Annotated in this window: 25 protein-coding genes, 3 tRNA genes and 1 pseudogene; 13 read left to right on the top strand and 16 right to left on the bottom strand. The window is 35.5% G+C overall.

The features are described from left to right. Nucleotides 1-20: 20 nt before the first annotated feature. From H5T44_01170 to H5T44_01185, 4 genes are read right to left on the bottom strand one after another with little or no spacing between them, the layout of a single operon-like run. Nucleotides 21-1,334, bottom strand: coding sequence for a replication factor C large subunit (locus H5T44_01170; protein ID MBC7080856.1), 1,314 nt, complete (start codon nucleotides 1,332-1,334; stop codon nucleotides 21-23). Further along, nucleotides 1,331-2,026, bottom strand: a complete 696-nt coding sequence (locus H5T44_01175) for a hypothetical protein (GenBank protein ID MBC7080857.1) — start codon at nucleotides 2,024-2,026, stop codon at nucleotides 1,331-1,333. Before H5T44_01175 ends, H5T44_01170 begins: the two co-directional genes overlap by 4 nt. Before the next feature lie 29 nt (nucleotides 2,027-2,055). Then, nucleotides 2,056-3,975 (bottom strand): acetate--CoA ligase, encoded by a 1,920-nt coding sequence (acs, locus tag H5T44_01180; GenBank protein MBC7080858.1) that lies wholly within the window; start codon nucleotides 3,973-3,975, stop codon nucleotides 2,056-2,058. Between the two features lie 43 nt (nucleotides 3,976-4,018). Next, nucleotides 4,019-5,851, bottom strand: a complete 1,833-nt coding sequence (locus H5T44_01185) for a hypothetical protein (protein MBC7080859.1) — start codon at nucleotides 5,849-5,851, stop codon at nucleotides 4,019-4,021. Nucleotides 5,852-5,933: 82 nt separating this feature from the next. Here H5T44_01185 and H5T44_01190 point away from each other — a divergent pair, with 82 nt between their 5' ends. From H5T44_01190 to H5T44_01200, 3 genes are all read left to right on the top strand, one after another. Then, nucleotides 5,934-7,181, top strand: coding sequence for a hypothetical protein (locus tag H5T44_01190; GenBank protein MBC7080860.1), 1,248 nt, complete (start codon nucleotides 5,934-5,936; stop codon nucleotides 7,179-7,181). Between the two features lie 76 nt (nucleotides 7,182-7,257). Continuing rightward, nucleotides 7,258-7,357, top strand: a tRNA-His gene (locus H5T44_01195). A gap of 39 nt (nucleotides 7,358-7,396) precedes the next feature. After that, complete coding sequence (locus H5T44_01200) at nucleotides 7,397-8,872, top strand: 2,3-bisphosphoglycerate-independent phosphoglycerate mutase (protein MBC7080861.1); 1,476 nt, start codon at nucleotides 7,397-7,399, stop codon at nucleotides 8,870-8,872. A 2-nt stretch (nucleotides 8,873-8,874) separates the two neighbouring features. Here H5T44_01200 and H5T44_01205 read toward each other — a convergent pair whose 3' ends face one another. The 5 genes from H5T44_01205 to H5T44_01225 all read right to left on the bottom strand — a co-directional run bounded on the left by H5T44_01205 (nucleotide 8,875) and on the right by H5T44_01225 (nucleotide 13,986). After that, complete coding sequence (locus H5T44_01205) at nucleotides 8,875-9,675, bottom strand: ZIP family metal transporter (GenBank protein ID MBC7080862.1); 801 nt, start codon at nucleotides 9,673-9,675, stop codon at nucleotides 8,875-8,877. A 7-nt stretch (nucleotides 9,676-9,682) separates the two neighbouring features. Continuing rightward, nucleotides 9,683-10,111, bottom strand: a complete 429-nt coding sequence (locus tag H5T44_01210) for a Mut7-C RNAse domain-containing protein (protein ID MBC7080863.1) — start codon at nucleotides 10,109-10,111, stop codon at nucleotides 9,683-9,685. 17 nt (nucleotides 10,112-10,128) lie between these two features. Next, nucleotides 10,129-11,088 (bottom strand): transglutaminase family protein, encoded by a 960-nt coding sequence (locus tag H5T44_01215; protein MBC7080864.1) that lies wholly within the window; start codon nucleotides 11,086-11,088, stop codon nucleotides 10,129-10,131. A 1-nt stretch (nucleotide 11,089) separates the two neighbouring features. After that, entirely contained in the window at nucleotides 11,090-12,457 is a 1,368-nt protein-coding gene (locus H5T44_01220) for a hypothetical protein (GenBank protein ID MBC7080865.1), read from the bottom strand. Between the two features lie 74 nt (nucleotides 12,458-12,531). Continuing rightward, a complete protein-coding gene (locus H5T44_01225) occupies nucleotides 12,532-13,986 on the bottom strand; it encodes a serine--tRNA ligase (GenBank protein MBC7080866.1) in 1,455 nt (484 codons plus the stop codon). Between the two features lie 45 nt (nucleotides 13,987-14,031). On the opposite strand from H5T44_01225, the gene H5T44_01230 reads away from it, so the two are divergent. Next, complete coding sequence (locus tag H5T44_01230) at nucleotides 14,032-14,685, top strand: phosphoribosylglycinamide formyltransferase (protein MBC7080867.1); 654 nt, start codon at nucleotides 14,032-14,034, stop codon at nucleotides 14,683-14,685. Here the strand turns inward: H5T44_01230 and H5T44_01235 are convergent. From H5T44_01235 to H5T44_01245, 3 genes are all read right to left on the bottom strand, one after another. Then, nucleotides 14,686-14,757: transfer RNA gene (locus H5T44_01235), tRNA-Gly, on the bottom strand. 38 nt (nucleotides 14,758-14,795) lie between these two features. Then, a tRNA-Pro gene (locus tag H5T44_01240) sits at nucleotides 14,796-14,868 on the bottom strand. 33 nt (nucleotides 14,869-14,901) lie between these two features. Further along, on the bottom strand, nucleotides 14,902-16,545 hold the full coding sequence (locus tag H5T44_01245; protein ID MBC7080868.1) for a phosphoadenosine phosphosulfate reductase family protein: 1,644 nt from the start codon (nucleotides 16,543-16,545) through the stop codon (nucleotides 14,902-14,904). Between the two features lie 97 nt (nucleotides 16,546-16,642). On the opposite strand from H5T44_01245, the gene mvk reads away from it, so the two are divergent. Genes mvk through H5T44_01260 form a run of 3 tightly spaced genes read left to right on the top strand, consistent with a single transcriptional unit; the run spans nucleotide 16,643 to nucleotide 19,308 of the window. Continuing rightward, nucleotides 16,643-17,575: a mevalonate kinase gene (gene mvk, locus H5T44_01250; GenBank protein MBC7080869.1), complete on the top strand. Its 933-nt coding sequence runs from the start codon at nucleotides 16,643-16,645 to the stop codon at nucleotides 17,573-17,575. A gap of 42 nt (nucleotides 17,576-17,617) precedes the next feature. Continuing rightward, nucleotides 17,618-18,889: a glutamine synthetase gene (locus tag H5T44_01255; GenBank protein ID MBC7080870.1), complete on the top strand. Its 1,272-nt coding sequence runs from the start codon at nucleotides 17,618-17,620 to the stop codon at nucleotides 18,887-18,889. Between the two features lie 53 nt (nucleotides 18,890-18,942). Continuing rightward, a complete protein-coding gene (locus H5T44_01260) occupies nucleotides 18,943-19,308 on the top strand; it encodes a response regulator (GenBank protein MBC7080871.1) in 366 nt (121 codons plus the stop codon). A gap of 2 nt (nucleotides 19,309-19,310) precedes the next feature. Here H5T44_01260 and H5T44_01265 read toward each other — a convergent pair whose 3' ends face one another. Then, nucleotides 19,311-19,682, bottom strand: a complete 372-nt coding sequence (locus H5T44_01265; GenBank protein ID MBC7080872.1) for a hypothetical protein — start codon at nucleotides 19,680-19,682, stop codon at nucleotides 19,311-19,313. Between the two features lie 219 nt (nucleotides 19,683-19,901). Between H5T44_01265 and H5T44_01270 the strand changes: the two are divergent. The 5 genes and pseudogenes from H5T44_01270 to H5T44_01290 all read left to right on the top strand — a co-directional run bounded on the left by H5T44_01270 (nucleotide 19,902) and on the right by H5T44_01290 (nucleotide 22,802). Beyond that, nucleotides 19,902-20,126: pseudogene (locus H5T44_01270) on the top strand (transposase). 126 nt (nucleotides 20,127-20,252) lie between these two features. Beyond that, nucleotides 20,253-20,417, top strand: coding sequence for a hypothetical protein (locus H5T44_01275; protein MBC7080873.1), 165 nt, complete (start codon nucleotides 20,253-20,255; stop codon nucleotides 20,415-20,417). 420 nt (nucleotides 20,418-20,837) lie between these two features. After that, complete coding sequence (locus H5T44_01280; GenBank protein MBC7080874.1) at nucleotides 20,838-21,698, top strand: fumarate hydratase; 861 nt, start codon at nucleotides 20,838-20,840, stop codon at nucleotides 21,696-21,698. Further along, complete coding sequence (locus H5T44_01285; protein MBC7080875.1) at nucleotides 21,683-22,276, top strand: fumarate hydratase C-terminal domain-containing protein; 594 nt, start codon at nucleotides 21,683-21,685, stop codon at nucleotides 22,274-22,276. The genes H5T44_01280 and H5T44_01285 overlap by 16 nt, the downstream gene beginning before the upstream one ends. A 250-nt stretch (nucleotides 22,277-22,526) precedes the next feature. Continuing rightward, nucleotides 22,527-22,802, top strand: a complete 276-nt coding sequence (locus tag H5T44_01290) for a hypothetical protein (protein MBC7080876.1) — start codon at nucleotides 22,527-22,529, stop codon at nucleotides 22,800-22,802. Between the two features lie 8 nt (nucleotides 22,803-22,810). Here H5T44_01290 and H5T44_01295 read toward each other — a convergent pair whose 3' ends face one another. Both H5T44_01295 and H5T44_01300 read right to left on the bottom strand, forming a co-directional pair. Then, entirely contained in the window at nucleotides 22,811-24,850 is a 2,040-nt protein-coding gene (locus H5T44_01295) for a beta-propeller domain-containing protein (GenBank protein MBC7080877.1), read from the bottom strand. Nucleotides 24,851-24,903: 53 nt separating this feature from the next. Continuing rightward, the gene (locus tag H5T44_01300; protein ID MBC7080878.1) at nucleotides 24,904-25,542 is read right to left on the bottom strand and encodes a hypothetical protein; all 639 of its coding nucleotides are present in this window, start codon (nucleotides 25,540-25,542) and stop codon (nucleotides 24,904-24,906) included. 44 nt (nucleotides 25,543-25,586) lie between these two features. Here H5T44_01300 and rpe point away from each other — a divergent pair, with 44 nt between their 5' ends. Beyond that, complete coding sequence (gene rpe / locus H5T44_01305; protein MBC7080879.1) at nucleotides 25,587-26,219, top strand: ribulose-phosphate 3-epimerase; 633 nt, start codon at nucleotides 25,587-25,589, stop codon at nucleotides 26,217-26,219. On the opposite strand, the gene H5T44_01310 is transcribed toward rpe, so the two are convergent. After that, nucleotides 26,208-26,405, bottom strand: coding sequence for a hypothetical protein (locus H5T44_01310; GenBank protein ID MBC7080880.1), 198 nt, complete (start codon nucleotides 26,403-26,405; stop codon nucleotides 26,208-26,210). The genes rpe and H5T44_01310 overlap by 12 nt on opposite strands. Between the last annotated feature and the right edge of the window lie 16 nt (nucleotides 26,406-26,421).

The raw sequence follows: 26,421 nt of genomic DNA on the forward strand, positions 1-26,421 counted from the left end.
CATATAAAACCTTTTAGCTTCTAGAACTGGAAAAGATAGGATTGCTTGCCCTTCATCTCATATTTTTTAACATTTTCATATATTTCCCTAGCCTTTTCCTTATCTATGCTCAATATTGCGGAAATTTCATCTTCACTTAAATCAAATTTTGCAAGTATTTTTATTCCTTCATCACTTATCAACAAATTTCTCAAAATTTCGACAATCTCAAGAGTTTTTTTAGATGATGCATGAATTTTTTCTCCTATCTTCTTTGCTGCGCTCAGCTTTGCCTGCCTTATTGCCTTACTTTTCGCCATCTCTCTCAACCAGCGGGGAAAATAGCATGCCCTACCTTTTACCTCCTTTCTCCTTGAAATCGCGACACACCCGCTCATCAAATCACTTGCATAGCTCCACATTCCATAATATTGCCTTTTCCATCTTCTACCGAGAAAAACATCCGCTCTTGATAAATAATAATAAGCGGATGGCAAATCTGAAAAATGAAATAGATGAGGTAAATTTTCATCTATCCATAATATTAAGCTCTCGGGTTCTTCATCAATCTCCCTTGCTGTTCTTACCGCTTTTTTAATATCCTTTGCCTCAAAAATCTTTATAATACCTTCAAAAATATTCATTTCTCTATCCCTATATCCCAAGAAGGAGAGCATTTCCCTTCCTATTCTCTTGCTATATGATATTGATTGCAAATCATTTATTGCACTTCTCAAATCTCCTCCACTGCGATTTGCTATTACATAAAGTAAATTTTCATCGCAGATTATACCCTCATTGGCACAAATTTTTTTTAATAAACCAACAATTTCATCATTTCTTATCTTTTTGAATTCTATCAGCTTGCAAATTTTCCTCATCTCCTCCGCATTTCTAAAAAGCTCGTATAAATCATTCGCTATAATTATTATCGGCTGTTTGCTTTTCTTTATTGTCTCTATTATTGCTTTCTTTCCTCCAAAATCACCCTCTCTCTCATATAAATTATCCGCCTCATCAAGAAGAATGAGTTTTTTCACTCCCTCCTTCCATTCTCCGCTTGTTCCATAGCCAATTGCTTCATTTACCGCGCCCGCCAGCGCAACCTCCTCAATAACGCCTCTGCTTCTTTCATCGCTCGCATTTAGTTCTATCACATACCATCCAAAATCATTTGCAAGGGCATATGCGGAAGATGTTTTCCCTACGCCTGGCTTGCCATATAATATTACTGCTTTCTTCTCTGGCTTATTGCTTTCCCATTCTTCTGCCCATTTTTTTAGTTCAAGAATTGCCTCAGAGTTACCGACAATATCTTTTAAACTTTTTGGCCTGTATTTTTCTGTCCAATTCATTTAAATTCAATTTCATTGAAAATATCTTTCTTGAATTCTTCTCTTATTATATCCCCCAATTTTGTTGGTATTCTTATTCCATATTCCTCATAAACTTCAATCCCATCTCCTGTTATATATGATGGATTGAAAGGATCAAAATCGTGTGGAAGCTTCACAAGCTCATATTTATACTCTCCAGTTTCAATATCTCTTATGCAAACTCTATAGTTATATTTATTTAAAACAGTATAGCTCCCCTGCAATTTACTTACTAAATCCCTGTAGTAATTTATGCTATTTTTCAATTCTCTTATCTCATTTTCAAGTTCTCCAATTTTCTTTTTATGACTTTCCAGCTCCTGTAAAAGTTTTTCATTTTCATATTTCATTAAATCGCCCGTGGGATTTCCAACTTGTGATAATCTCATCCTCAAAATCTCATTTTCCCTATATAATTCAGTCAGCCATGAAAGCAATTTTTCATTCGCTGGCCTTTCTTCTTCAATTTTCTTTATTTTTCCTTCCAGCTCCTCTATTCTTTTTTTATAAATTTCTATTTCATTTTTTTCTCCCGCTTTTTCAACTTTCTCAACTTTTTCAACCCTTTCCTCTTTTTCCTCCTCTTTTGGCTTGGTTGTTATAATCATCACTCCGAACCATGCAAAAAGGAATAGCAGTATTGCCACTATCGTGATTGAAACATTATCCATTTTATCACATATATATACATTTCATATTTCTAAACTTTTCGCTTTTGGAATACTTCTATTATATGCTCAACAATTTCTGGGTTTCTCAATGTTGTCACATCACCAAGCCTTTCATTATTTGCAATTTGCTTTAACAGCCTTCTCATTATCTTACCACTCCTTGTTTTTGGCAAATCTTCAACAAATATTATATCCTCTGGTCTTGCGGTCGGGCCAATCACCTTATCAACCTGCTTTATCAATTCCTTCTTCAATTCATCGCTTTGCTTAAATCCTTCCCTGAGGACAACATATGCGAGAGGGGCTTGCCCCTTTATTTCATGAGATATTGCAACAACCGCAGTTTCAGCAACCGCTGGATGGGTTATCAATGCACTCTCCACCTCAGCGGTCCCAAGGCGATGACCCGCAACATTTAATATATCTCCGATTCTCCCGAGAAGCCAGAAATAACCATTCTCATCTATGAATGCTCCATCCCCTGTATAAAATTTATCATAGCCATATTTGCTCCAGTATTCCTCAATATATTTATCATCCGCTTTATATAAGCCGAGAAGCATCGATGGCCATGGCCTTGTTATCACAAGCTCTCCTTTTTGTCCAACTGGGCATACACCATTTTCATCTCTCACCTCCGCTTTAAGCCCTGGAAATGGGAATGTTGCGGAGCCTGGCTTGAGGGGCGTTATACCTGGCAATGGGGTTATTAAATGCATTCCAGTTTCAGTCATCCACCAGGTATCGACAATCGGACATCTTCTTTTGCCAATTACATTATAATACCAGAGCCATGCTTCAGGGTTTATCGGCTCACCAACAGAGCCAAGCAATCTTAGACTGCTCAAATCATGCTCATTTGGCCATTTCTCACCCCATTTCATTGCCATTCTTATTGCGGTTGGTGCGGTATAAAATATTGTAACCTTATACTTCTCTATAATTTCCCACCATCTACCAGGATCAGGATAATCTGGAGCCCCTTCATATATTATACTTGTTGTTCCAGTTGCAAGAGGGCCGTATACAATGTAGCTATGGCCTGTAATCCATCCAATATCAGCGGTGCACCAAAAGATATCTTCATCTTTAATATCAAAAACCCATTTCATTGTTGTTGTAACTCCAACAAGATAGCCACCTGTACTGTGCATCACTCCTTTTGGCTTTCCAGTTGTTCCGGAAGTATACATTAAAAAGAGTAAGTCGCAAGCATCCATCACTTCCGGCTCACATTCGCTTGGCATACCTTTTATAATTTCATCCCACCATACATCTCTTCCTTCTTTCATCTCCACACTCAAGCCCCCTCTTTTAACAACAATCACTTTCTCAACAGGCAAATTTTTGATACACTCATCCGCCTTTTCCTTATGATTTATCAATTTTCCTCTCCTATAATACCCATCACACGTTATAAGGTATCTCGACCCCGCATCCTCCATCCTGTCTTTCAGCGCCTCACTGCTGAAGCCCGCAAAAACAACAGAGTGGGGCGCCCCTATCCTGGCACAGGCGAGCATAGCTATCGGCAATTCTAGGATCATCGGGAGATAGATTGTTACAACATCTCCCTTTTTTACCCCTATGCTTTTGAGGGCATTTGCAAACTTGCATACTTCCTGATGCAATTCCTTGTATGTTATTTTTTTATTTTCTCCCATTTCTCCTTCCCATATATATGCGATTTTATCTCCTTTCTCATTCAACCATCTATCAATACAATTATATGAAGCATTTAATTTCCCGTTTATAAACCATCTATAATAAGGAGGATTTGCATCCAAAACTTTATCCCATTTTTTATACCAATGAACCATTTCTTTCGCTCTTTTTTCCCAGAAGGCTATATAGTCCTCTCCTTCTTCATAAACTTTTTTATCTTTTATCCATGCTCTTTTAACGAAATCATCTGGTGGCAATATTACTTCTTTTGATATCTCTTTCATATCGGGTGAATAAATAAACAATACTTAAATTTTATGATGTGAATTAAAAATCATGTATCCTTATTTTTCCATCTGATATTCTGCCTTCTGCAACAAGTGAATATATTGCAAAAACTGGTTCAACTTTTGGTTTCGCATAAACCCTTAAATTATAACCCTCTTTATTTTTTTCATTTACATATATCTTAATTTCCACATCCGCATTCTTTACCTTTGCAAATTTTGAAAATTCTTTTCCATATTTTTCAGTTAAATTTTGATTAAAAATCCAGTTTCCATCAATTTCTGGGTATTCATTAACAACCTTAAAATCTTCAAAGGTTTCAATAAATGGATCTTCATAAAAAGGCATATCTATCTTGAAAGTTGGCAAATAAATGTGTGCCCAATCATTGAAATCATATTGACCATTGCTTCCATCAGAATAATCAAAAAGATATTTCCCATCTTTTGAAAAGAACCATGGCTTGTTATAGATATATTGATAATTCATCACACTATAATAATCTTTTAGATAGCTATTGTATTCCTTTTCTGACATGCTTGGATATCTATCACCAAATCTTCTGCTCATAATATCTATACCAGGGAAAACGCCCGGCATAAGGCCGATGGTATGACCTAGCTCATGTAAAACAGTTTTTGCCAGCATAACTCTTATTTCTCTCGGAGTAAATGCAAGTCTCTTTTTAATTGAATTAAAATCATTGCTTGTATAAATTGTATCAAACTTATTGTAGTTTAAAGGTGTGGCAAATCCTCCGCCGTCCTCCCTTGAGCCAATTATTACATATCTAAATATGCCCTTTCTCTCGTCGGGAAAATGGTCGCGATAAAAAGCTAGGATTTGTTTCCCAATAACATCATCCGGATTTTTTATATTGGGTAAGAGTTCCCCTCCGCCATTCGGATACTGCTTCATCCATCCATCATCAATATAAACATTTATTCCATGGTGTGCAAACCTTTCAATTATCATTTGCTGGGATTCTTTATAAAATACATGCTCAATGTCAATAATACCTCTCTTTTCCATTCCATCTGTTTCTATATAAATATCTGGTTGAAACGGATCCGCAAAATATTTTCTCATCAAATATTCTTCATAATTTGTAAGCCCGTCTATATCTGGATCAAGATTTTTATGCTCATTATAAGTAAAGGGATCATATCCATAACGCCATTCCCAGGAAGTAGGAATGCCATCATTATCAAAATCCGTTTCTCTATCATCCTCAAGAGGATTTGTTCCCAATATGTTTACTTCTGTCCAATAGGGAATGCCATCATTATCAAAATCCGCTTGATAGAGATTAAACCATATTTCATAGTTTTCTCCCAAATAATGCCCCAGCCCATCATTATCTCTCAGACAATCATCTCCTTTCCATTCGCCAATTCTATAATCATATCTTAACCTTATTTTTTCTTTATCTACTTCTTGCTCCCCAAAAATTCCCTTCTCTATTTCAATAATTGAAATTGTTACATCTGAAAATGCCTTTTCTTCCTCAACATCAAAAACCATAACGCTTTCATATCCCGCAGTATCCCAGGTTTCATAAATTCCGCTTTCTCCTATATAACCTTTAGTGCTCACTTCTCTCCCATCCACAGCAATTTTATAATAAAATGATGGAGCATTTTTCCAGCTTCTTCCATAGCTTAGCATTTTTTCCATCAAGCTTCTATTTCTTATTCGCAATATCTCCACATAGAGAGCTTGATTTTCCATAGGACTTATTCTATCATCGATAACCTTTCTTTCCTCAGAAGGATGAGGAAATTTATAAAAAAATAAGATAATGGCTGATATAAGGATTATTAATAAAGCGACAAATGAAATCGCAATAAATGAAATCTTTTTCTTTTTCATTAAAACAAATAAATTTTCCTTTTTTATAGATTACGGATTTAACCAATATAAAGGTTATATATGGATAATAAATACCTCATGAATGTATGAAAAAATAATAGCATTAACAATATTTGCTATATGCTATTCGATTGCAATTTCAAGAAAAATAAAAATAGCATATCTTGCAATTGCTTCTGCAATCTTCCTTGTTTTGCTGGGTATTGTACCCGCAAAATACGCATTTTTTGAAGCAATTAAATGGGATGTTTTGGCAATTTATTGGGGCTTTATGATGGTTTCATATATCTTTTTAGAAAGTGGTATGCCTTCACTTATTGCCCATAGAGTAATAAAAAAATTTAAGAAAGAGAAATATGTAATTTTTATTCTATGCGCCATAACAGCTTTTATTTCCTCTTTCATGGAAAATGTTGGAGTTGTTCTTATAATGGCTCCTGTTGCAATAGAAGTTGCAAAAAGACTTAAATCAAATCTTTTCTATTATATTGTCCCAATTGCCATAAGTTCAAATGTTGCAACAACAGTTACGATGGTTGCGGATCCGCCTTCAATTATACTTGCTATAGAAACAGGAATGAATTTTTTTGATTTTTACTGGTTTTCTAACAGGGTGAGTATTGGGACATTATCTATTCTCGGAGTTGTTTTCGCTCTGCTTTCCCTTCTATTAATTTTTAGGAAATTGAATAAATCTTTTGAAATGGAGGATGAAAAAATAGAAGTTGATTATATTCCTTCAATTATTTTCATCTGCGGTGTTTTAGCGCTCGCAATAGCCCCGTATTTTGGAATAAGAGTTGGAATTGTTGGTATAATTGTTGGTATAATATCTCTTGCTTTTGGAAGAAGAAAAATAAAAGAAATGATTTTTGAATTTGACTGGAATTCTTTCTTTTTTATAACAGGAATATTTGTTGTTGTTTCCTCTCTTGAACTAACTGGCTTGCTGGGAGATTTTTCAAACTGGTTCGGAAAATTGGGAATAAAAAGCTCAAGCATAATGGTTGCAATATTAGTTTGGATTTCCGTTGCAATCTCTTCATTTGTCGATAATGTTCCATATACAATAATCATGATACCTGTATGCAGGCAAATAGCAAGCGTATTAAACATTTCTCCTTATCCTCTCCTCTTTGGCATGCTTATAGGCACTGGCATAGGAGGGAACATCACGCCCGTAGGAGCAACCGCAAATGTTTTTGCCTGCGGAATTCTGGAAAAGAATGGTTATAAAATAAAATTGAAAGAATACCTTAAGATAAGCCTTCCTTTCACAATTGTTGCGGTTGCAACCTCCCATCTCTTACTGCAACTTTTCTGGCTCTGAAGTATTGCAATAACTAAAATTTTGATAGGGAGAAAAATTTAAAAATTGTTAATCAATAATTTTTTTCATAATTGTGGCCTGGGTGGTGTAGCGGTAACATAAGGGACTGTGGATCCCTTGACCCGGGTTCAAAATGCAGCTTGCCTGCAAGTTGCGTGGAAATCCCGGCCCGGGCCCTCCCAAAATTTTTATTTATGTAAATTATAAAGGAAAGAATGATTTTACTTGCCATACTTGACGGATGGGGATATACAAACAATAAAATAGGCAATGCGATTTATTATGCAAAGAAGCCAAATCTTGAAAGATACTGGAGAAGCTTTTCTAAAACATTGCTTGGAGCAAGTGGTGAGGATGTTGGCTTACCTTCATGGCTCGCTGGCAATTCAGAAGTAGGGCATATAAATATAGGAGCGGGAAGAATTGTTGAGCAGGAATCTCTTAAAATTTTGAAAAGCATTGAGAATGGCGATTTTTTTGAAAATAAGGTTTTAAATGAAGCAATGAAAAGAGCAAAGAAAAGCAGGTTGCATCTAATGGGCTTAATAGGAGATGGAGGAGTTCATTCAATGATGGAGCATTTATATGGCCTTCTTGAAATGGCAAAAATTAAAGGAGTAAAAGAAGTATATATTCACTCCTTCCTTGATGGAAGAGATACTCCTCCTAAGAGTGCAATTGGTTATATAAAGCAACTGGAAGATAAAATAAGCGAGATTGGAGTGGGTGAAATAGCGAGCTTAATCGGAAGATATTTTGCAATGGATAGAGACAGAAGATGGGATAGAATAAAAAAAGCATATGATATGCTTGTAAAGGGGAGGAGGAGAAAAGTAATAAATGCGGAAGAAGGAATAAAAGTAGCCTATATGCAAGGCGAAACAGATGAATTTATAAGTCCTACGGTAATAAATGAAAAGGGAAGAATAAAAAATGGAGATGTTGTTATATTCTTCAATTTCCGCCCTGATAGAGCCCGCCAGCTAACTGAAGTATTTGTAAAGGAAGATTTTAATGCATTTCCTCGCTTGCCAATAAAAGTCCATTTTGTAACTCTAACAAAATACGATACTTCCCTGCCTGTGCCTTCCGCCTTTGAGAGCCAAATTGTAAATAATACACTCGGTGAAATAATTTCTTTAAACGGGCTAAAGCAAGTTAGGATTGCAGAAACAGAAAAATACGCCCATGTAACCTATTTTTTTAATGGAGGGAGGGAAGAGGCATTTAAAGGAGAGGAAAGAATTCTTACCCCTTCTCCCAAGGTTGCAACATATGATATGAAACCTGAAATGAGTGCTTATGAAATCACTGAAATTGCACTAAAAAATATGGAAAAATATGATTTTATTGTTATAAATTATGCAAATCTAGATATGGTTGGGCATACTGGCTCATGGGATGCTACTTTAAAGGCAATTGAAGTAGTGGATGAATGCATTGGAAAATTAGTTGATAAAGTTCTCAGCAAAAGAGGTATTGCAATAATAACCGCAGACCATGGAAATGCGGAAGAAATGTTCGATGGCAACGAAATTAAAACATCTCATACAAAAAATCCAGTTCCATTTATTGTTGCTGGTTTAGATGTAAATTTGAAGAAAGGGGTTTTAGGAAATATAGCACCAACAATTTTAGAGATAATGGAACTGGAGAAACCAAAAGAAATGATTGAAAGTTTGATAACATAAATTTATCCAAAAGCAACATCTAAAAACATCATAACCGCAAATCCAATTATAGCGGAAATGGTGGCAAGATCTGAATTTCCTCCTCTTTGTGATTCAGGAATAATTTCCTCCACAACAACAAAAATCATTGCCCCAGCTGCAAAAGCAAGAGCATATGGGAGAATTGATTTAAAAATAGAAGTTGCAAAAGCACCTATTACCGCAAAAATTGGCTCAACAAGTGCAGATAGTTGACCATACCAGAAACTTCTCAAGGAAGAGAACCCCTCTCCTTTTAAAGGCATGGAAATGGCCATCCCTTCGGGAAAATTTTGTATTCCTATACCAATTGCTAATGCTATCGCCCCATAAAAAGATGCCCCAGAAGCCACCGCTCCAAAAGCAACACCGATAGCCAAACCTTCTGGGATATTATGTAGGGTTATTGCAAGGACAAGCAATGTTGTTCTGCGCCATCTTGTTTTTATTCCCTCCGCTTCGCTTGTTTCAAGACCAAAATGGAGGTGAGGAAGAATTCTGTCAATAATCAAAAGAAATATACTTCCTGTTAAAAATCCTGCAATTGCGGGAAACCATGGAAAATTTTTTCCTTTCATCATCTCAATAGATGGTGCAAGTAATGACCAAAAACTTGCTGAAATCATAACACCACCAGCAAATCCAAGCATGCTTTTCAACAATTTTTTGTTCATCTCTTTGGTGAGAAAAACAATTGATGAGCCAAGTGCGGTTAGCCCCCAGGTAAAAAAACTCGCAATAAATGCCTGTATTACTGGATCAAAATTTTTTAAATATTCCAGCATAACAAAATTAACTAACTATTTTATCTATTTTTTCCTTCATATTCTTCCAATGTGTGCCCGCCCAGTATATTCTCCCGCAATTTTTGCAAATCCAGAATTCGCTCATATTTTCAAAAACATTTTCTGGGACTTTTCCTTTCACCTTTTCCTTTTCTATTTTCTCTATTTCAACATTGCAAATTGTACATCTCGAAAGGAAATTTTCTTCTTCCATGCTTATTTTAAATGCCTCAACCACTCTTTTTATTTGGCTATCTATATCTTTTTCCTCTATATATAGGGAATTTTTGTATTTTTCTGCAAGTTTTTTATCTCTTGTAAGCAAAATTCTCCCTTCCTTCATCGCATTTTCAATTATTTTCTCATCTTCCATATTTTTTAAATATAAAACATCATACCCAATTATGCGGAGCCATTTTGCAAGCTTTCCCAGCATTTCATCACATAAAAATTTCATTTGAATACAATATTTGAACACTTTTCAAGAGTTATTTTTGGTATCTTTGCCTTATATTTTTCTCTTACCATCCTGTCATAATTTTCCTCCCCCATTTCCTTTAAGATCTTCTCCCCTCTTTTCCTCTCCCTCTCCAGGCTTTCATTTACTTTCTGCGCCTCCTTCGGGCCTAGAATCTTTACAAAGAAATCCCAACCTACTCCTACTCCATAAGGAAGACCTTCTAAAAATACTTCTGTATCTTTTACTGGATAATTCCATATCCCTGTTGGCTCGTCTCCAAGCTTTGCGAGAGGAATTCCCATTGCAGCTTCATCCTCAGGACAAAATGTTGGGTCCGCAACAACCCACTCGCCATCTATCATAACCTGTGCGGTTCCATGAAGCATAAATGTTCCAAAAGCATCATACCATCCCTTTACTATAGGTGAAACTTCAACCATCGCTTTATACATCGGCTCTATTAAGGCAAGAGTGTAGAGATGATATCTTGCTTTCAGCCCGCCCGCCCTGCAGAGGGCAGCGAAAAGGGAAAGCTGATGGACACATGTTCCACAGCCGTTTTTAAGTGTTTCCACCACATCAGTCATGGGCACAAATGCAAGCTTGATATTTCTCTTTACAAAGTTGAAGACGCTTTCCGCATATTCCCATTCACTTTTTTTAAAAGCTCCTAGCTCGTTTGCCATCGCAATTATCTCTTTTGCACGGCAATTGCATAAATGAGTTGGGCGGAGATATCTTTCATTTGATTTGCAAAATTTCATACCTTCCCTATATTCTGGTATTCCATAATTTGGCTTATTTTTAAACCATTCAACCTTTTCTCCCATATGTTGCTGAATTACAAGGCGAGGATGTTTTGCCATGGTTAATAATAAAGCGGGCATAGTCCTGACTACATTTCTAAACATCCTCCATGGCATTATATATCCTTTTTCTATCCAAGATATCATATTACTCAAGCATCAATTTTCTCATTTCTTCCGCACAACCCCTTATCTCCTCTCCTTTTATCCTTTCTATCTCAGGCTGGAGCACAGGAGTTGCTCTATCACAAGCGGGGCATCTTTCATGCAATCTAACCTTATCACCTGTCACTATAAAGCCTGGATAGCTTAATGCAATACCATCAAGAAATGCAAACCTTCCTTCTTCGCCATATGAAACCTCCTCCCCATTCTCATCAACCACTAAAGGATGGAAATAGGTATTTGGGATATGCAAATAATGCCCTTCAGGACAATGAACCATGAAAGCATTTGCCTCAACCATTCCATACAAATCCAAGCAATTTTTCTGAGGAATACCAAAAAGCCTGTTAACCCTCTCCCTGAAATCCTTCACCGGCATCCTCTTGTCCTCATATATCTTCCACCCTCCCCCAGTAAGCACCGCCCCATTATCGCCAAAATCAAACCTTTTGCCTTCCTCCATCATCCTTTCCATCACCATATGCAGAATAAATGGAGCACCAACAAAACCAACTCTTTCCCTATTTTCATTTTTTTCTTCCGCCCAGGAAATTATATTTTCTATCATTTTTTCGTTCATTTTCTTGGTTGCATGCCTGGCCATTTTGCTCATCATTTTTTCCTTGAAAGTAAATGAAATCCCCATTGAAATGCGAAGTAACTGGGTTGTTATCTTCCTATCTATTGCAACCCTCACATCTTTAATTAAATCAAATAAAACATTTGTTACCTTCCCAACATAAATATTTGTTTTCTTTGGGTTTGGAAAGAGCAGATAAGCGCTGTTATCATATTCATACCACTCGCTCAACATCTCAACCGCACATCTTGCTATTGCATATTGCCCCATCTTATAAGTTTTTTCATCTCTTGGTATAAATGTGAATTTTCCTGTTGTTCCACTGCTATAACAAACTGTAATCCCCGCTTGCTGGAAAGCTTCTATAACATCATCATAGGATGGATCTCTTCCTTTTATAATCACTTTTGGCACTTCCACAGACATTAAATTTGCCAGCCATATTGCAAATTCCCTGCCACTTGGATAATCTTTGAAAAATTTATGTGTGATCAGAGGAATCTTATTAAAATCTTCAATGCTTTTTATATCATCAGGCGTTATACTTCTTTCCTTGCAAAGATTTCTATAAAATTTATTATTTTCATAATGATGTTTAAAAACATATTTTATTGCATTAAATCTATATTCATCCGCTTTTTCTTTAGACATGTTATACATGCTGGATGGCTCATAAATTGCCTTTTCTGAAGCATTTGATATTTTATCTGGCAAATAACTTCTCAATATATTATCTATTTTGCCCTTGATATCCTTCTTGATTTCAAGCATTGAAAGATATAGAAAGGGAAAAATAAAATAATTTTTTAAATAAAAATTTAATTTTTTTAAATTTTAGTTAAACTCTAAAGAAACTTTGGCATTTCTGACAGATTTGGAAGATATTTTCTAAATCTTTCTGGCCAGTTCTCTGGGTAAATTCCTTTTTGAGCAAGAAATGCAACCGTCCATCTTTCTAACCCAATTCCAGAACAACCGCTCCATAAATCGCTTTTTTGAGCTTTTATATTGAATGCCTTTACATATTTATCCCCTACTATTGAAATATTCTGTATCTCCAGCCATTCCTCGCTTCTATCTCCTCTGTAAGGAAGATATGCCTCGAAATCTATTGTTCCTTTTATTTCATCTTCTTCGCTCGCGACTAAGCCCGCCTGCTGGAGATAGAAGGGGGTTACTTTTGCCATCCTCCATTCTAAGTCAAGAATTTCATCAAATACATGCCTATACCTAGCCATCAATTTTTCTCTAACTTCAATAAGCTGTTCTTTTGTTCCAATATATACAATTTCTATCCTGTGAAATTCATCAACTCTCTCAATTCCATGTTTCCCACCCGCTTCATATCTATCAGATGGGGTAGAGCGATCAAATATTAGCAATGGTAAGCTATCTTCTGCAATTGTCTTTCCAGCAAGAGATGCATAGATATTAGGGCACTGGGCATAACATACTCCTTCTTTTGGCGGTTTCAAATTTTTAATCAATTCCTCCTCGCTCACTTCTTTCCTTATTTTAAGCAGATCAACAAAATTCTCCCATTCTTTTGCTTCCCTGCTCTTTGGCTCACATATATAATAAATTTCTCCTGGCATGCCTTCCAGATGGCCCGTTCTTATCCAAGTATCAAAGGAAACATGCATCGGCTGAATTATTTCTGAAAAGCCAAGAGGAGCAATAACTTCATTTATTGCAATCCTCTCCATCGCCCGCATGATTGCGGCTGCTGGCGGGAAGTAGAACCATTTTCCTTTCCCCATTAACTTTATCCATCCCAGCCTTATCATTTCTTCAGAAGGGTCTTTATCCCAAAAAATTTTCTTTTCCTTGCTCTGCCAGATTAAATTCCAGTATTCCTTTTTCCCTTCATAGTATTGAGTGGATATTTTCTCATTTATTCTTTTTATTATCCTATCAACATAATTTTCTCTCAGAAATTCCTCTCCTTTATCGGAGATAACAATTTTTGCATTTTTATCTTTTATTTCAACATCAGCAAATGGAATTGATATGCTTTTCATTGGCTCTTTATCCAATTCAAACTCAACCTCATATCTTTCAAGATGCAAATCTCTAACCCCTATTTTCATTCTTCCGAGAAATTCTTCTAGTTTTTTTACTATCCTTAAAGCCCATTCATGGCTCCTCCTTTTTTCAGAAATTATTCTTAAAAAAATCTTATTTTCTTTTATTTCCCACCTCAATTCTGCATCAATTGATAAATTAGCAAAAAATGGCGCCAAATTTTCTTTTTCTACTGGCTTGCTTGTTGTCACACTACATTCCAGATCAAATTTCATCGAAGTAAAATACAAAGATATTTAAAATTTGTTTGTTTTATTTCCATGCTCTCTGTTGGAGTGCTTGCTTCTGGAAGAGGAACAAATTTACAGGCAATAATGGATGCTTGTGAAAAGAAAATAATAAATGCAAGAGTTGAGGTAGTTATAAGCGATAATGAGAATGCATTTGCTCTGGAAAGGGCAAGTAAAAAAGGAATAGAGGCAATATATGTGGATGGAAAGGATAAAAGAAAGCATGAAGAGGAAATAGATAAAATATTTGAAAGAAAAGGTGTTGAATTGATTGTTGGAGCTGGCTATATGCGAATTCTCTCACCCTGGTTCATAAACAGATGGAAATACAGGATAATAAATATACATCCTTCATTGCTTCCCTCATTTAAAGGAATAGATGCCCAGAAACAAGCTTTGGAATATGGAGTTAAAATAGCGGGTTGCACAACCCACTTTATGGATGAATTGCCCGACCATGGCCCAATAATATTGCAAGCAGCGGTAAAAGTAAAGGAAGATGATACAAGAGATACTCTTGCGGAAAGAATTCTACAGGTTGAGCACCAGATATTGCCAAGAAGTATAGACCTGTTCGAAAAAAAGAGGTTGATAGTGGAAGGAAGAAAAGTAAGAATATTACCAGGCGACACATGGCTTGACAGATATCGCTACCCAGATGTATTATATTCAGAAGGATACTAATGCGGGCGCCGGGATTTGAACCCGGGCAACAAGCTTGGGAAGCTCGTGTCATAACCCCTAGACCACGCCCGCTAAATGATAATTATGAAGAAATATTTTAGAGTTTTGAATGGGCCTGCCGAGATTTGAACTCGAGTCACCAGCACCCCAAGCTGGTAGGATACCAGGCTACCCCACAGGCCCTAATTTTAATATCCATTTCCCTAAAAAACTTTTTTATCTAAAAACAATTACAGGACACTCTTCCATACATTTTAAGCAATGAATGCATTTATCGTTTACCCATGCCTTTCCATCTTTTAAATAAATTGCTCCTTGTTCACATTTCGAAACACATATTCCGCATCCAACGCAATTTATTGCCCTGTAAATCAAATCCTTTACTGTTTCCTCATTTCTCTTTTCCCCCAGCATCTTCATAAAATTTTTTATCCTTTCTTCATTTCCTTCTATAACATATTCTCTTTCCATCTTTATTTCATAGGGTTTATCAAACCATTTTGGCTTTTCCCTCCATCTCCATAATCCCAGGCTTATCCATTCCTCGGGCAAATTATTTTTCTTCGAAAATTTAATCAGGAATTCATTAAAATCATCCCATCTCTCGTGCTTTTTAATCTCAAACTCCGCAAGATCGCAAGCGGGGCACAGCCAGCAACCAATCCTGCTAAATCCTTCCTCATATAATTTATTCCATTTAACCTTTTTATTGAATAGATACAGCCAAACATGCATTGCACTCCAGTTCTGGATGGGTGAGGCACCTATTTGCCCATGCACCCATGGATTTTTCCAGATACTTCCATGCTTTTCCCTTCCAAAAGATTCATATCTTCTCTGGCCTATAAAAGAAAGAACACTTGAACCGAAATTTTTTCTTATAGCTCTTCCCGCGACGCCAAGCTTGCATGTTTTACAGCACCACCTATAATCTCTTGCAGGAGGACCAAAAAAATCAATGCTTTCCCAGAATATATTGCCCGCACTTTCCTCTATTAAATTAATTCCAAATTTATCCGCAACTTCATGCACATGTCTTTTTGTTTCATCAAACTCCAAGCCAGTGTCTATAAATAGCATTGGAAAATCATATCCACCTTCCATAGCTAAAAGAAGGGTTGCAAGGCTATCTTTTCCTCCGCTAAATGAAACACTTTTTGGAATATTATATCTATTTGCAATTTTTTCAATGAAGGAAATTGCCTTCTTTTCCGTCTCTTCTATCACATCACCATTTTCCTCAATGATCTTTTTCCATCCATTTTCTTCTTTCCTTTCACATTTTTCTTCTTTCCCTCTCCATCTCACCTTTATCGCCATTCCTCTTTTCATTTCATCCGCATTCATTCTTGCTTTCCCAGTTGCGATCACCTCTCCTTCCTTATTTAAAATAACTACTTCATCTCCTTTTCTAACATTTCCATCAATTTCAACTATTCCGGGAGCCATCAAATTTGATGTTTTCAATATCGCTTCTTCCGCCCCCCTATCCGCAATAACATATCCTTTTTTTATCTCCAACAAAGACATATACCAGGGACGAGGCTGAAAATAAAATTTTTTGTAGAAAATATCATAATAAAAAATTCCGGCAACTTTCCCATCAATAATCACCTCATCACTCCTATCTATAGATGGAATAGCATTCAAAATTGTATTTTCCGGCAGATAATAGTCACCAAATTCTTCAATTATTTTTTTCTTTATCATTTCTCTATCAAAATCAAATGAAGGGCGCACATCCCCTGGAGGGGTAATCTTTACTTCTTTTGCCACGCTTCCACAGGAGCATCTCTCCTTTAGAACGGGAAGATTGCAATCCTCACAATATTTAAGCGGTATTTTTCCTAAATAAATCACAGGATTAAAAGATGCATATATAATAAATATTTGCCTTATATTTGCCGACACAGCATCAAAATCGAATAAATTAAATAAGGAAAAAATAATTAAATTAATGGTGGTTGCAATATCTCCAGGAAAAATAATACTTTTCGGGGAGCATGGAGTTGTATATGGTAAGCCATGTCTATCTGTTGCAATATCCCTCAAAGTTGCGATCAGTGTTGAAAAAAGCGATTCAACAAAAATAAATGACGATCCCTTAAATGAAAAAAAACACTCTTATATATCAAAAGCTATAGAAAAATTATGGAAAGAAGGAGGAGGAGTTTCAATTTCAACTTTTTCTCAAATTCCGTCTGCAAGCGGGCTTGGTTCATCTGCAGCTTTAACAACCGCTTGCGTCGCATCCCTCCTTTCAATGAATGGAAAATTTAGCCTTCCAGAGGTTGCTAGAAAAAGTTTTGAAGTGGAGTATGATGTTCAGAAAATAGCTAGTCCAAATGATACATCAGTTTGTGCAAAAGGCGGGGCTATTTTTGTATCAAATAAAAGGGGGGATAATTTTTTATGGTCAATAGAAAAGGATGGGAAGGAATGGTACATACACTCTGTAGAATTGCCACCGATGAAATTTGTTATTGGCAATACTGGAGCTAAATCAAAAACACCATTGGTTGTAAAAAAAGTTGAGAAATTTGTAAAACAATCATCTTTTGCAAAGGAATTGCTGGAAGAAATGGAGGATATAGTTATTGAAGGCAAAAAAGCCCTCGAAAAAAATGATTACGTTGGGCTCGGCGAAATAATGAATAAAAATCAGAAAATTCTTCACACGATTGGAGCTAGTTCAAGGGAAATCGAAAAGCTAATAGATATTACCAGGAAGGCGGGAGCATATGGTGCAAAACTTACAGGAGCTGGGGGAGGAGGGAGCGTAATAGCAATAAGTGATGAGCCAGAAAAAATTGTTAAGGAGATGAGAAGCAGGGATTGCGATGCATTTGTTGTTTCGGTTGCAAAGGAAGGAGTTAAGGTTTGGAGTTGAATTTTTCATAAAAGATTTATATTTGGAGTAGTATATATCGAGATGGAAAGCATATCGGAGAAAATAAAAAAGAATAATATAAAATGGGTCCAGATCCATTTTGTTGACTTGATGGGAAGGCTAAGAGTATTGCATCTTCCTTCAAGCAAATTCTTTAGTGAGGATATATTTAAAAGCGGTATAAATTTTGATGGTTCATCTGTTGGCATCAGCAGTATTGAAAAATCAGATATGATATTGATCCCAGATAAAGAAACTTTTTCTATTCTACCGCATGAAAATGATGAAGCAAAGATTATGGCCGATATATACGATGCCAATCTTAACCCTTCTCCTTTTGATTCAAGAAGAATTCTCAAAAGTGCGGTAAAAGAATTAAAAGATTATGAAGTAAAGATATCTCCAGAAATAGAGTTTTATGTTATTAGAGAAGTACATGATATGCCAAAAAAGGGTGGATATTTTGCTCCTCCTCCATTTGATGAAATGAAAAATTTCAGGAAATGTCTATCTGAGATTTTAGCTCAGAGTGGCTACAATATTAAATATCATCACCATGAAACTGGATCAAATCAACATGAAATTGAAATTGGTGAAATGGATGCAATTTCCTCTGCTGATTTCTGTATCTATTTTAAATATATAGCTAGAGAAATTGCAAAAAGGCATGGAATTAAAATTACTTTTATGCCAAAGCCATTTTCTGATGATGCAGGGAGCGGGATGCATATTCATATTTCATTGTATAAAAATGGAAAAAATGTTTTCTATGATAGAAATGATGAATATGGATTGAGCAAAATTGCAAGATTTTTTATTGGAGGTGTTTTAAGTCATGCAAGAGGAATATCTCTTTTATCAAATCCAACCTCAAATTCATATAAGAGGCTTGTTCCAAATTTTGAGGCGCCTGTTTATGTGGCGTGGGCGAGACATAATAGGAGTAGCTTAATAAGGATACCTGCAAAAAAAGAAGTAGATATAGAGATAAGAAATGGTGATCCTTCTGCGAATCCTTATCTATTTTTCTCAGCGGTTATATATGCGGGGATAGATGGAATAAGGAATAAAATCGAATTCGAGCCTGTGGAAGAAAACATATATGAAATGGATGAAGAAGAAATTAAGAGAAGAAAAATAAAAAAGCTTCCATCAACACTTATTGAAGCGGTGGAGGAGTTTGAGAAAGATGAAGTTATAAGAAATGCAATTGGAGAAGCATCTAAAACCATAGTGGAGAGAAAAAGAATGGAATGGAATGAATATATGTTAGAAGTTACACCTGTAGATTATAGATTATATATGGACTGCTGAATTAAAGGGATAGTTTTAAATATAAATTTTAATTCTGATGAGAGATGACAAGAATGTTAGTTATAGAAGATGAAGAGCCGATTCAGGAGTTAATAAAGGAGTATCTCTCTCCATTGAAGTTGGAAATTTATCAAGCATTTAGTGGTGAAGAAGGAGTAGAAAAATACCGGGAGCTTTTTGAAAAGAAAAAAAAGCCGGATATAGTAATAATGGATTTGAAATTGCCTGGTATAGATGGAGTTGAAGCAACAAGAAGAATATTAAAAATTGACCCTGAAGCAAATGTTTATGGATTCACCGCTTATTTTGGCACACAATGGGCAAAAGAACTAGAAAAAGCGGGAGCAAAAGGGGTAATAGCTCGCCCGGTCGGTTTTGATGGTTTTAGGGAAATAATAAAAGAATTGCTTAACATATAGTTTTATCTACTAAACCAAAGCTCTTCTGGTATCTCTGAATAAATATCTTCGTAATCTTCCTCCACCTTCTCTTCTTTTTTCTTTTCCCTCTTCTCCTTGTATTTTAATATAGCTTCTTTATTAAGGCACCAATAATGGGTGCGCCAGCTCCTTCCATCATAAATAGTTGTTTCCTCCCTTTCAGTTAGAAGCATACCCTCTTCCTCTAGAATATAGAAGAGTTGTCTATCTTCTGGCTCCAAAATATTATCAATTATTCTGTCTTCAAAGCCAAACAAATCCATGACAAAATTTGCATCCTTTAAAGCGGATTCATAGTCAGTATCTGTGCGATAAGCTATTGCCATCGCCAGATCTTCAAGAGTTATAATCATAGGAAACATAAATATTCCTTATATAAAAATTTAGCGGTGTCATTGCTTTGTTGCATAAATATTAAAATAGCCTAAACCTATTTACTCTTGGGATGGGTTATGAAAAGACAAAGATGGATAAAAATACATCGATAAAAGAGATTGGGTATATAACGAAAAACTTATGGCTCATGGAGAAGCGTATATTTCTCTAGATTTTATTAACTCTGGAACAAAAAGTTAGAAAAATTAAACAAAAACAAGGTTGGTGCACTTCATTATCCGGGCTCTCTAATAATATTTTTGGCATATCTCCATACCTTACTGGGTATAGATTATAGGGGTCTGGAAGGATTTTTAAGGGGGCTATCCAAGTTAGTGAGTTTTAGGGTGCCAGACTATTCTACGATATGCAGAAGAGTAAATAGGAGAGCTCCAAATAAGAAACACCTTAACCCAATATGAAGAAAAAGAAGTTGTGATATCACTCGCCTTACTGGTGTAAAGGTAACAAAGAGGTGAGTAGATGCGACATAAATGGAAAGTTCGCAGAGGTGGATAAAAGAAAACAGGTAGTGGGTATTGCGGTCAATGATGAAAAGACATGATAACGAAGAATTTGAAAATTTAGTAAATCAATCTATAGAAAATGTAGAGGCAAAAGGAGGCAAGATTGTACAGGCAAACGCAGATAGTGCATACGATTCCAACGAAAATTTTCAAAACTTAACAAGCATCGTATTAGGGCAGGAATAAAAATCAGAAGAAATGCAGGTCCTACATTTAAAACTAAAAAACAGAAAAAAGTACGCATGTGATTTCCGTAAACTAGGTTATGAAAGGTGGCGTGATAAATATGATTATGGTAAGAGATGGTATACTGAAAGCGTTTTCTGAATCAAACGTAAATCTGGAGAATATGTACGTGCTACAAAACTAGAAAACATGTTTCATGAAGTGGAATTAAAGTATTTTTTCTATAATGCCTTGATACAGTATGATATAACTAATAGGACGCTATGGGCAGACCCGTAAGAAAATCTAAAAATAAAAACATAGATTAAATGAAAGACTAGAAATCGGTTAATTATGCAACAAAGCAGGTTAATATTATGATTTTATGAAGCTTTTATATCTATGGATGGGTAAATTTTTAAATAAAATATACATAACAGCATGAAAGATAAAATAGCGAATGCCATTGCGGATTTAATTTCTTCCGCAGTAATTGATCTGCCATCAGATGTGGAGAAGGCATTGATAAAAGCAATGGAAAAAGAGGATGAAATTGGAAAAGCACAGCTTAAAGCAATTTTAGAAAATGTTGATCTCGCAAGAAAGCAAAAGAAACCAATTTGCCAAGATACTGGAACACAAACTTTTTTTGTAAGAGTTGGAACAAATTTTCCATATATAGATATAATTGAGGAAGCAATTATTGAAGGAGTGAGAAGAGCAACAAAAAATATACCATTGCGTCCAAATGCGGTTGACTCATTAAAAGGAAAAAATAGCGGAGATAACACAGGAAATTTTGTCCCTCCAATTCATTGGGAAATTTTTAAGGGTGACGATTGCTTTATTACTGCAATGCCAAAAGGAGGGGGTTCAGAAAATGCTTCTATTGTAAAAATGCTTCCTCCTGGAGTGGGAATTAAAGGAGTAAAGAAATTTGTGCTTGAATGGGTTGCTTCGCTCGGCGGCGACCCGTGCCCGCCAACTACTGTTGGGGTGGGCATTGGAGGAAGTGCGAATGTGGCCATGGATTTGGCAAAGAAGGCACTTATAAGGAAAATAGGTGAAAAGAATAGAGACAAGGAAATTGCAAAAATCGAGGAAGAGCTTCTGGAAGCAATAAATTCAACTGGTATAGGAGCAATGGGGCTAGGAGGAAAGACAACAGTGCTTGATGTACATGTTGAAGTTGCTCATCGTCACCCTGCATCTCTTCCTGTTGCTATAGCCCTTCAATGCTGGGCAAATAGAAGGAAAAGTATTAAAATTGATAAGGAGGGGAGAATATGGAATATAGATTAAATCTGCCTGTTGGCGAAGAAGATATTTTGAAGATAAGAGCGGGAGATGTTATTTATGTAAGCGGAACAGTTGTGACCGCAAGGGATGAGGCACATAAGAAAGCAATAGAGATGTTTGATAAAAAAGAAAAATTGCCGATTGATTTCTCAAAGGTTGCAATTTATCACTGCGGGCCAATTGTGAAAAAAGAAGCTTCATCCTGGGTCGCCATCGCAGCGGGCCCAACAACAAGCAGGAGGATGGAATTATTTGAATATGACTTTATAAAAAGATTTGGAACAAGGATAATAATAGGGAAGGGAGGAATGGGTAAAAAGACAAGCGATGCGTGCAAGGAATTCAAAGCTATTTATGCATCTTTTACTGGAGGAGCTGCGGTTTTAGCTGCAAATGCAATTAAAAAAGTTAAAAATGTTTTCTGGCTTGAAGAGCTTGGTATGCCAGAAGCTTTATGGGTGTTTGAAGTTGAAAACTTCGGTCCCCTCATAGTTACAATAGATGCTCATGGAAGAAACATAACTGAAGAAGTGAAGGAAAAGGCTCAGGAAGTAGTTAAAAAAATTGAATTTGAAGAATAGATTCATTAGGAAAATGCTTGAGGAAAAACAGGTTCTTTTTCTACTCTAAAAAGATGTATTTGAGATAACTCTTGCTAAAAAATTTTGAAAAAAGAAGAATTGCTCCCTTCCTTATTATGGAGTAATAAAAAACAAGGAGATTTTCTGGAAAAGGAAACAAAGAAAACATATTTAGGAAGCGAAATTTTCCACTTGGATAAAAATAAAAAGAAAATTTTATAAAAATATTTAGGTTTAAGGTTGGTGAAAAATGATAGGAATAGTTATATTGTATAAGCTGAAAACTCCTATGAGTAAGGCAGAGGTTAAGAAAGCAAAAGAGGAATGGGAGAAATTCAAAAAATCAATAAAAAAAGATGTTAAATTGATAGGAGAATATGCTCACGCATGGGGAACATCATACAATGGCTTTATGCTCATGGAAGCAAAAAGCTTTGATGCTTTTCAGAAATTCTGGGGAGAATTCAGGGATGTAACAAGATGGTATGCCATAGAAACCCACACTATATTTGGTGAAAAAGAATAAAAGATAAGTTACAGTAAATCTATTGCCCCTATTTCGTGCAAATCACTTATCCTATTTGATTTTATCATTGAATTGGAAATTGTATATAGCACATCATCGATATATAAAGAGCGAGTAATCTTGTAATTGTAATCAAAGCCTGAATAAATATCCACCACGAACTCATCGTATTTTTCATCTCCAGAAATCAAATCAATTTCAATGTATGCATAACCATTATCCTTTATTCTGAATAAATAGGTGTAAATCTCCTCTCCTCCATTGGCTTCATAATTTTTTTCGATTAATTCCACCACATTTTTGTCATATTTATCTATTACCCAATTTTTATCCCTTTCGCATTTCAGATTTATTTTAATATAATCTCCTTTCTTGGCGGATAAATAGTGGTAATGAATATCGCTTTCATTATAGGTATAGTTATATGTGTATGTTTTTTCTTTAATTTGCTCATGAGATATTCTTCCTCTGTAGGAAATTCCTTCTTCAGCTGAAATATTAAAAACATAAACTCCCCTGAATTCATTCCATATTTCTACAGGAATAACAAGCATATTTTTTGATTTACTTAAAAGAAAAGCATGATGATCCCAAGATGCTTCAGAAAATGCTTCCTTTATTACATATTTCGATAACTCTTTTGGAGAGGAGAAATTCGAAACATCAAATAGAGCAACTTTTAGCCCTATTCTCCTTCCTTCCTCATCCGCTTCAAAACCAACTCCTATTAAATGCCCTTCATCGTAAATATGTAAATATTCGGAAGCACCTGTAACCTTCAAATTTCCCGGCTCAACTGGCATGAAGGGATTGCTCAAATCTATAACAAAGAGCGGATCAATCTGGCGGAATGTTACAAGGTAAAGAATATTGCCCATAAATCTCGCGGAATAAACCTGCTCCCCCTCCGCCAGCCCCTCAAGAGAGCCAACAATTTTTAGCTCTTTATCCAACACATATACGTTATTTTTTGATTCCGAAACGCTTCCATTCCACCATTCCGCCCGCTTTGTGGTTACTACTCTTAAGTAGCCATTATGCTCGTCCATTGAAAATTGATTCAGGATATGCCCTACTACACTTCCACTTGCTTCCAGCTTTATATCTTCTCCATCTATTTTAAATCTATATATTGTAGTTTCTTGCGATGGCTTAACGCCTTCTACCCATATATACCAGTAATTTGTTGTCACAAGATAAATGTTTGAATGAGAAACATAAATTGTGCTTGAATCACCCAGCATAAAAGTTTTCTCACTGCTTTTTCCGCTAGATATATTGATTGCGGAGATAATTGTATAAGCGTAATAGTTTTGAGGAGCATCAACATATTCTATCTCTTCTGGAGGAATTTCATTCACTCTTTCATTTTTTTCTATTCTTGGGAGAGGAATTTCTTCATAATAGTAATATATTGGCTGATTTGAGATAATATAAATTGTTTCATTAATCATCCTTGAGTTGGAATAAAAACCGCTGACACTGTAATTAAAATATAATGATGGGCTTTCTTTATCTGATATATTATATACTTGCAAAACTGTTTTTGGAGAGTAATATCCTTTATCTTCCTCCGCCCTGAGTATAGGGTACCATCTATAAGAGCCAATTATTCCTAGTTTATCCCAGTTGATAAAAATTCCCTGTATGCTATAATCAACCTTGATGGAAGATAAAATTTTTAACTCGTCCGCTTTTATAATGAAAACCTCCTCACCTTCATTTTTTGTAGTAACTTTATATATAAATTCTCCATCTGTTTTAACAATATCCGCCTCATCTACTCCTTCTACTTGAACATTTGTAGTTGAAAAATCTTTTTCCGCTTTCAACTGAGCATCAAGAGTAATCCCCTCAGCATCAAAAGTAATCAACTGAGTCTCTCCTCCCTTAGCATTATTTTTTATAAAGGAAACCATCTCTTCATATGAATTAAATCTCTTTATTTTTCCTGAAAATGCCTCAATTTTTGAAGGCACAAATAGAATTGCAAATGTTGCTATCGCTACCACCGCAATTATTGCTATTGCAACAATTTTCTCTTTCATGTGCCTATATACAAGTTTTATATTTAATTGTTTATAGATTGTTATCCAACTTGTTAATCTTCCCAGATAGCATCTAAAACTTCAACAATTTTTTTTGCCTTCTTTTCTCCTATCCCTTCAACTTCTTTCAGCTCCTCAAAATTTGCATTCATTACATTTCTTACACTTTTAAATTTGCTTAAAAGTCTTTTTGCTAAAATAGCAGAAACATTTGGCAAACCCTCAACAACAAATCTCTGCCATTCTTTTAATTCCATTTTTGGCTTTTTCCCTCTTAAAGCAATTTCTCTTTTATTTTTTAATTGCTCCCTGCATGCAATTGAATAAATTATAAAAGAAGTCTCCTCTTTATTATCTGTTTTTATCACTGGAATGTTATAATCAACTAAAATGCACGCTATTGCTCCATAAAGTGCTTTGAAATTAAAATCTCTACAGGTTTCTTCATTTTCTATAATAAGCAAGGGCTTTTCATATCCTTCCTTTAATCTTATTATTTGATCAAATATTCTCTTCTTTATTATTGAATCAATGAAATCGTCCATTGTTTTTCTTTCGATACATATTCTCTCGCTTACAACATAATCCCCAACCACAAGCTGTTTTATTTCAACATCCGCAATTGAGGAGAGAAGAGAGGGTATCCCAGAAAAATATTCCCTTGAATCCGCTATAATTTTTATTTTTTGCATAAAGTAAAAAATTAAATTTTTATATTTATTTTGCTTAAGATATTATGATAATTGCTCCATCTCTCCTTTCTGCGGACTTTTCTCGCCTGGCGGAGGAAATAAAAAAATTGGAAGATGCAGAAGCGGACTGGCTTCACCTAGATGTAATGGATGGAAATTTTGTCCCAAATATAACATTTGGCCCTTGCGTTATAAAAAGCATCAGGAAAATCACAGATATGCCCTTCGATGCACACCTGATGATTGAAAAGCCCGAGCAACATTACTTAAATTTTTTATCTGCTGGAGTAGATATAATAACTGTTCATGTCGAAGCTACAAAATCTCTTTACAGGCTCTTGGAAGAGATAAAAAAGAATTGCAAGGCAGGAATTGCATTGAATCCCGCAACACCTCTCTCTTCAGCAGAAAATGTTCTAGATACCATAGATTTGCTTCTTATAATGACAGTTGAGCCAGGTTTCAGCGGACAGAATTTCATAGATAAAATGGTTAAAAAAGTAAGAATGGCTAAAAAGATGATAGGTAAAAGGGAAATTTATCTCGCAGTGGATGGAGGGGTGAATGATAAAAACGCAAAAATTTTGAGGGAGGCGGGCGCAGATGTGCTTGTGTCTGGCTCCTATATATTTAGCAGTAAAAACTATAAGGAGGTAATAAAAAAATTAAGACTTTAACTTTTCTTCAAGTTTTTTAATCTTTAATCTTATCTTTTCCAGTTTTTTTTCATATTTCTCCTTTAATTTTTTATATTTTTTCTCTGACAGCTCTCCTTTCCTTTTCTCCAATTCTTCTATATCTTTCCTTATCATCCCTCTTATTTCATTCAGCTCTTCAATTTTGTCTTTTATTTTCTGATTCATGCACAGTAATTTAAAT

The sequence above is a fragment of the Thermoplasmatales archaeon genome, assembly GCA_014361195.1.
GTDB lineage: Archaea > Thermoplasmatota > E2 > UBA202 > JdFR-43 > JACIWB01.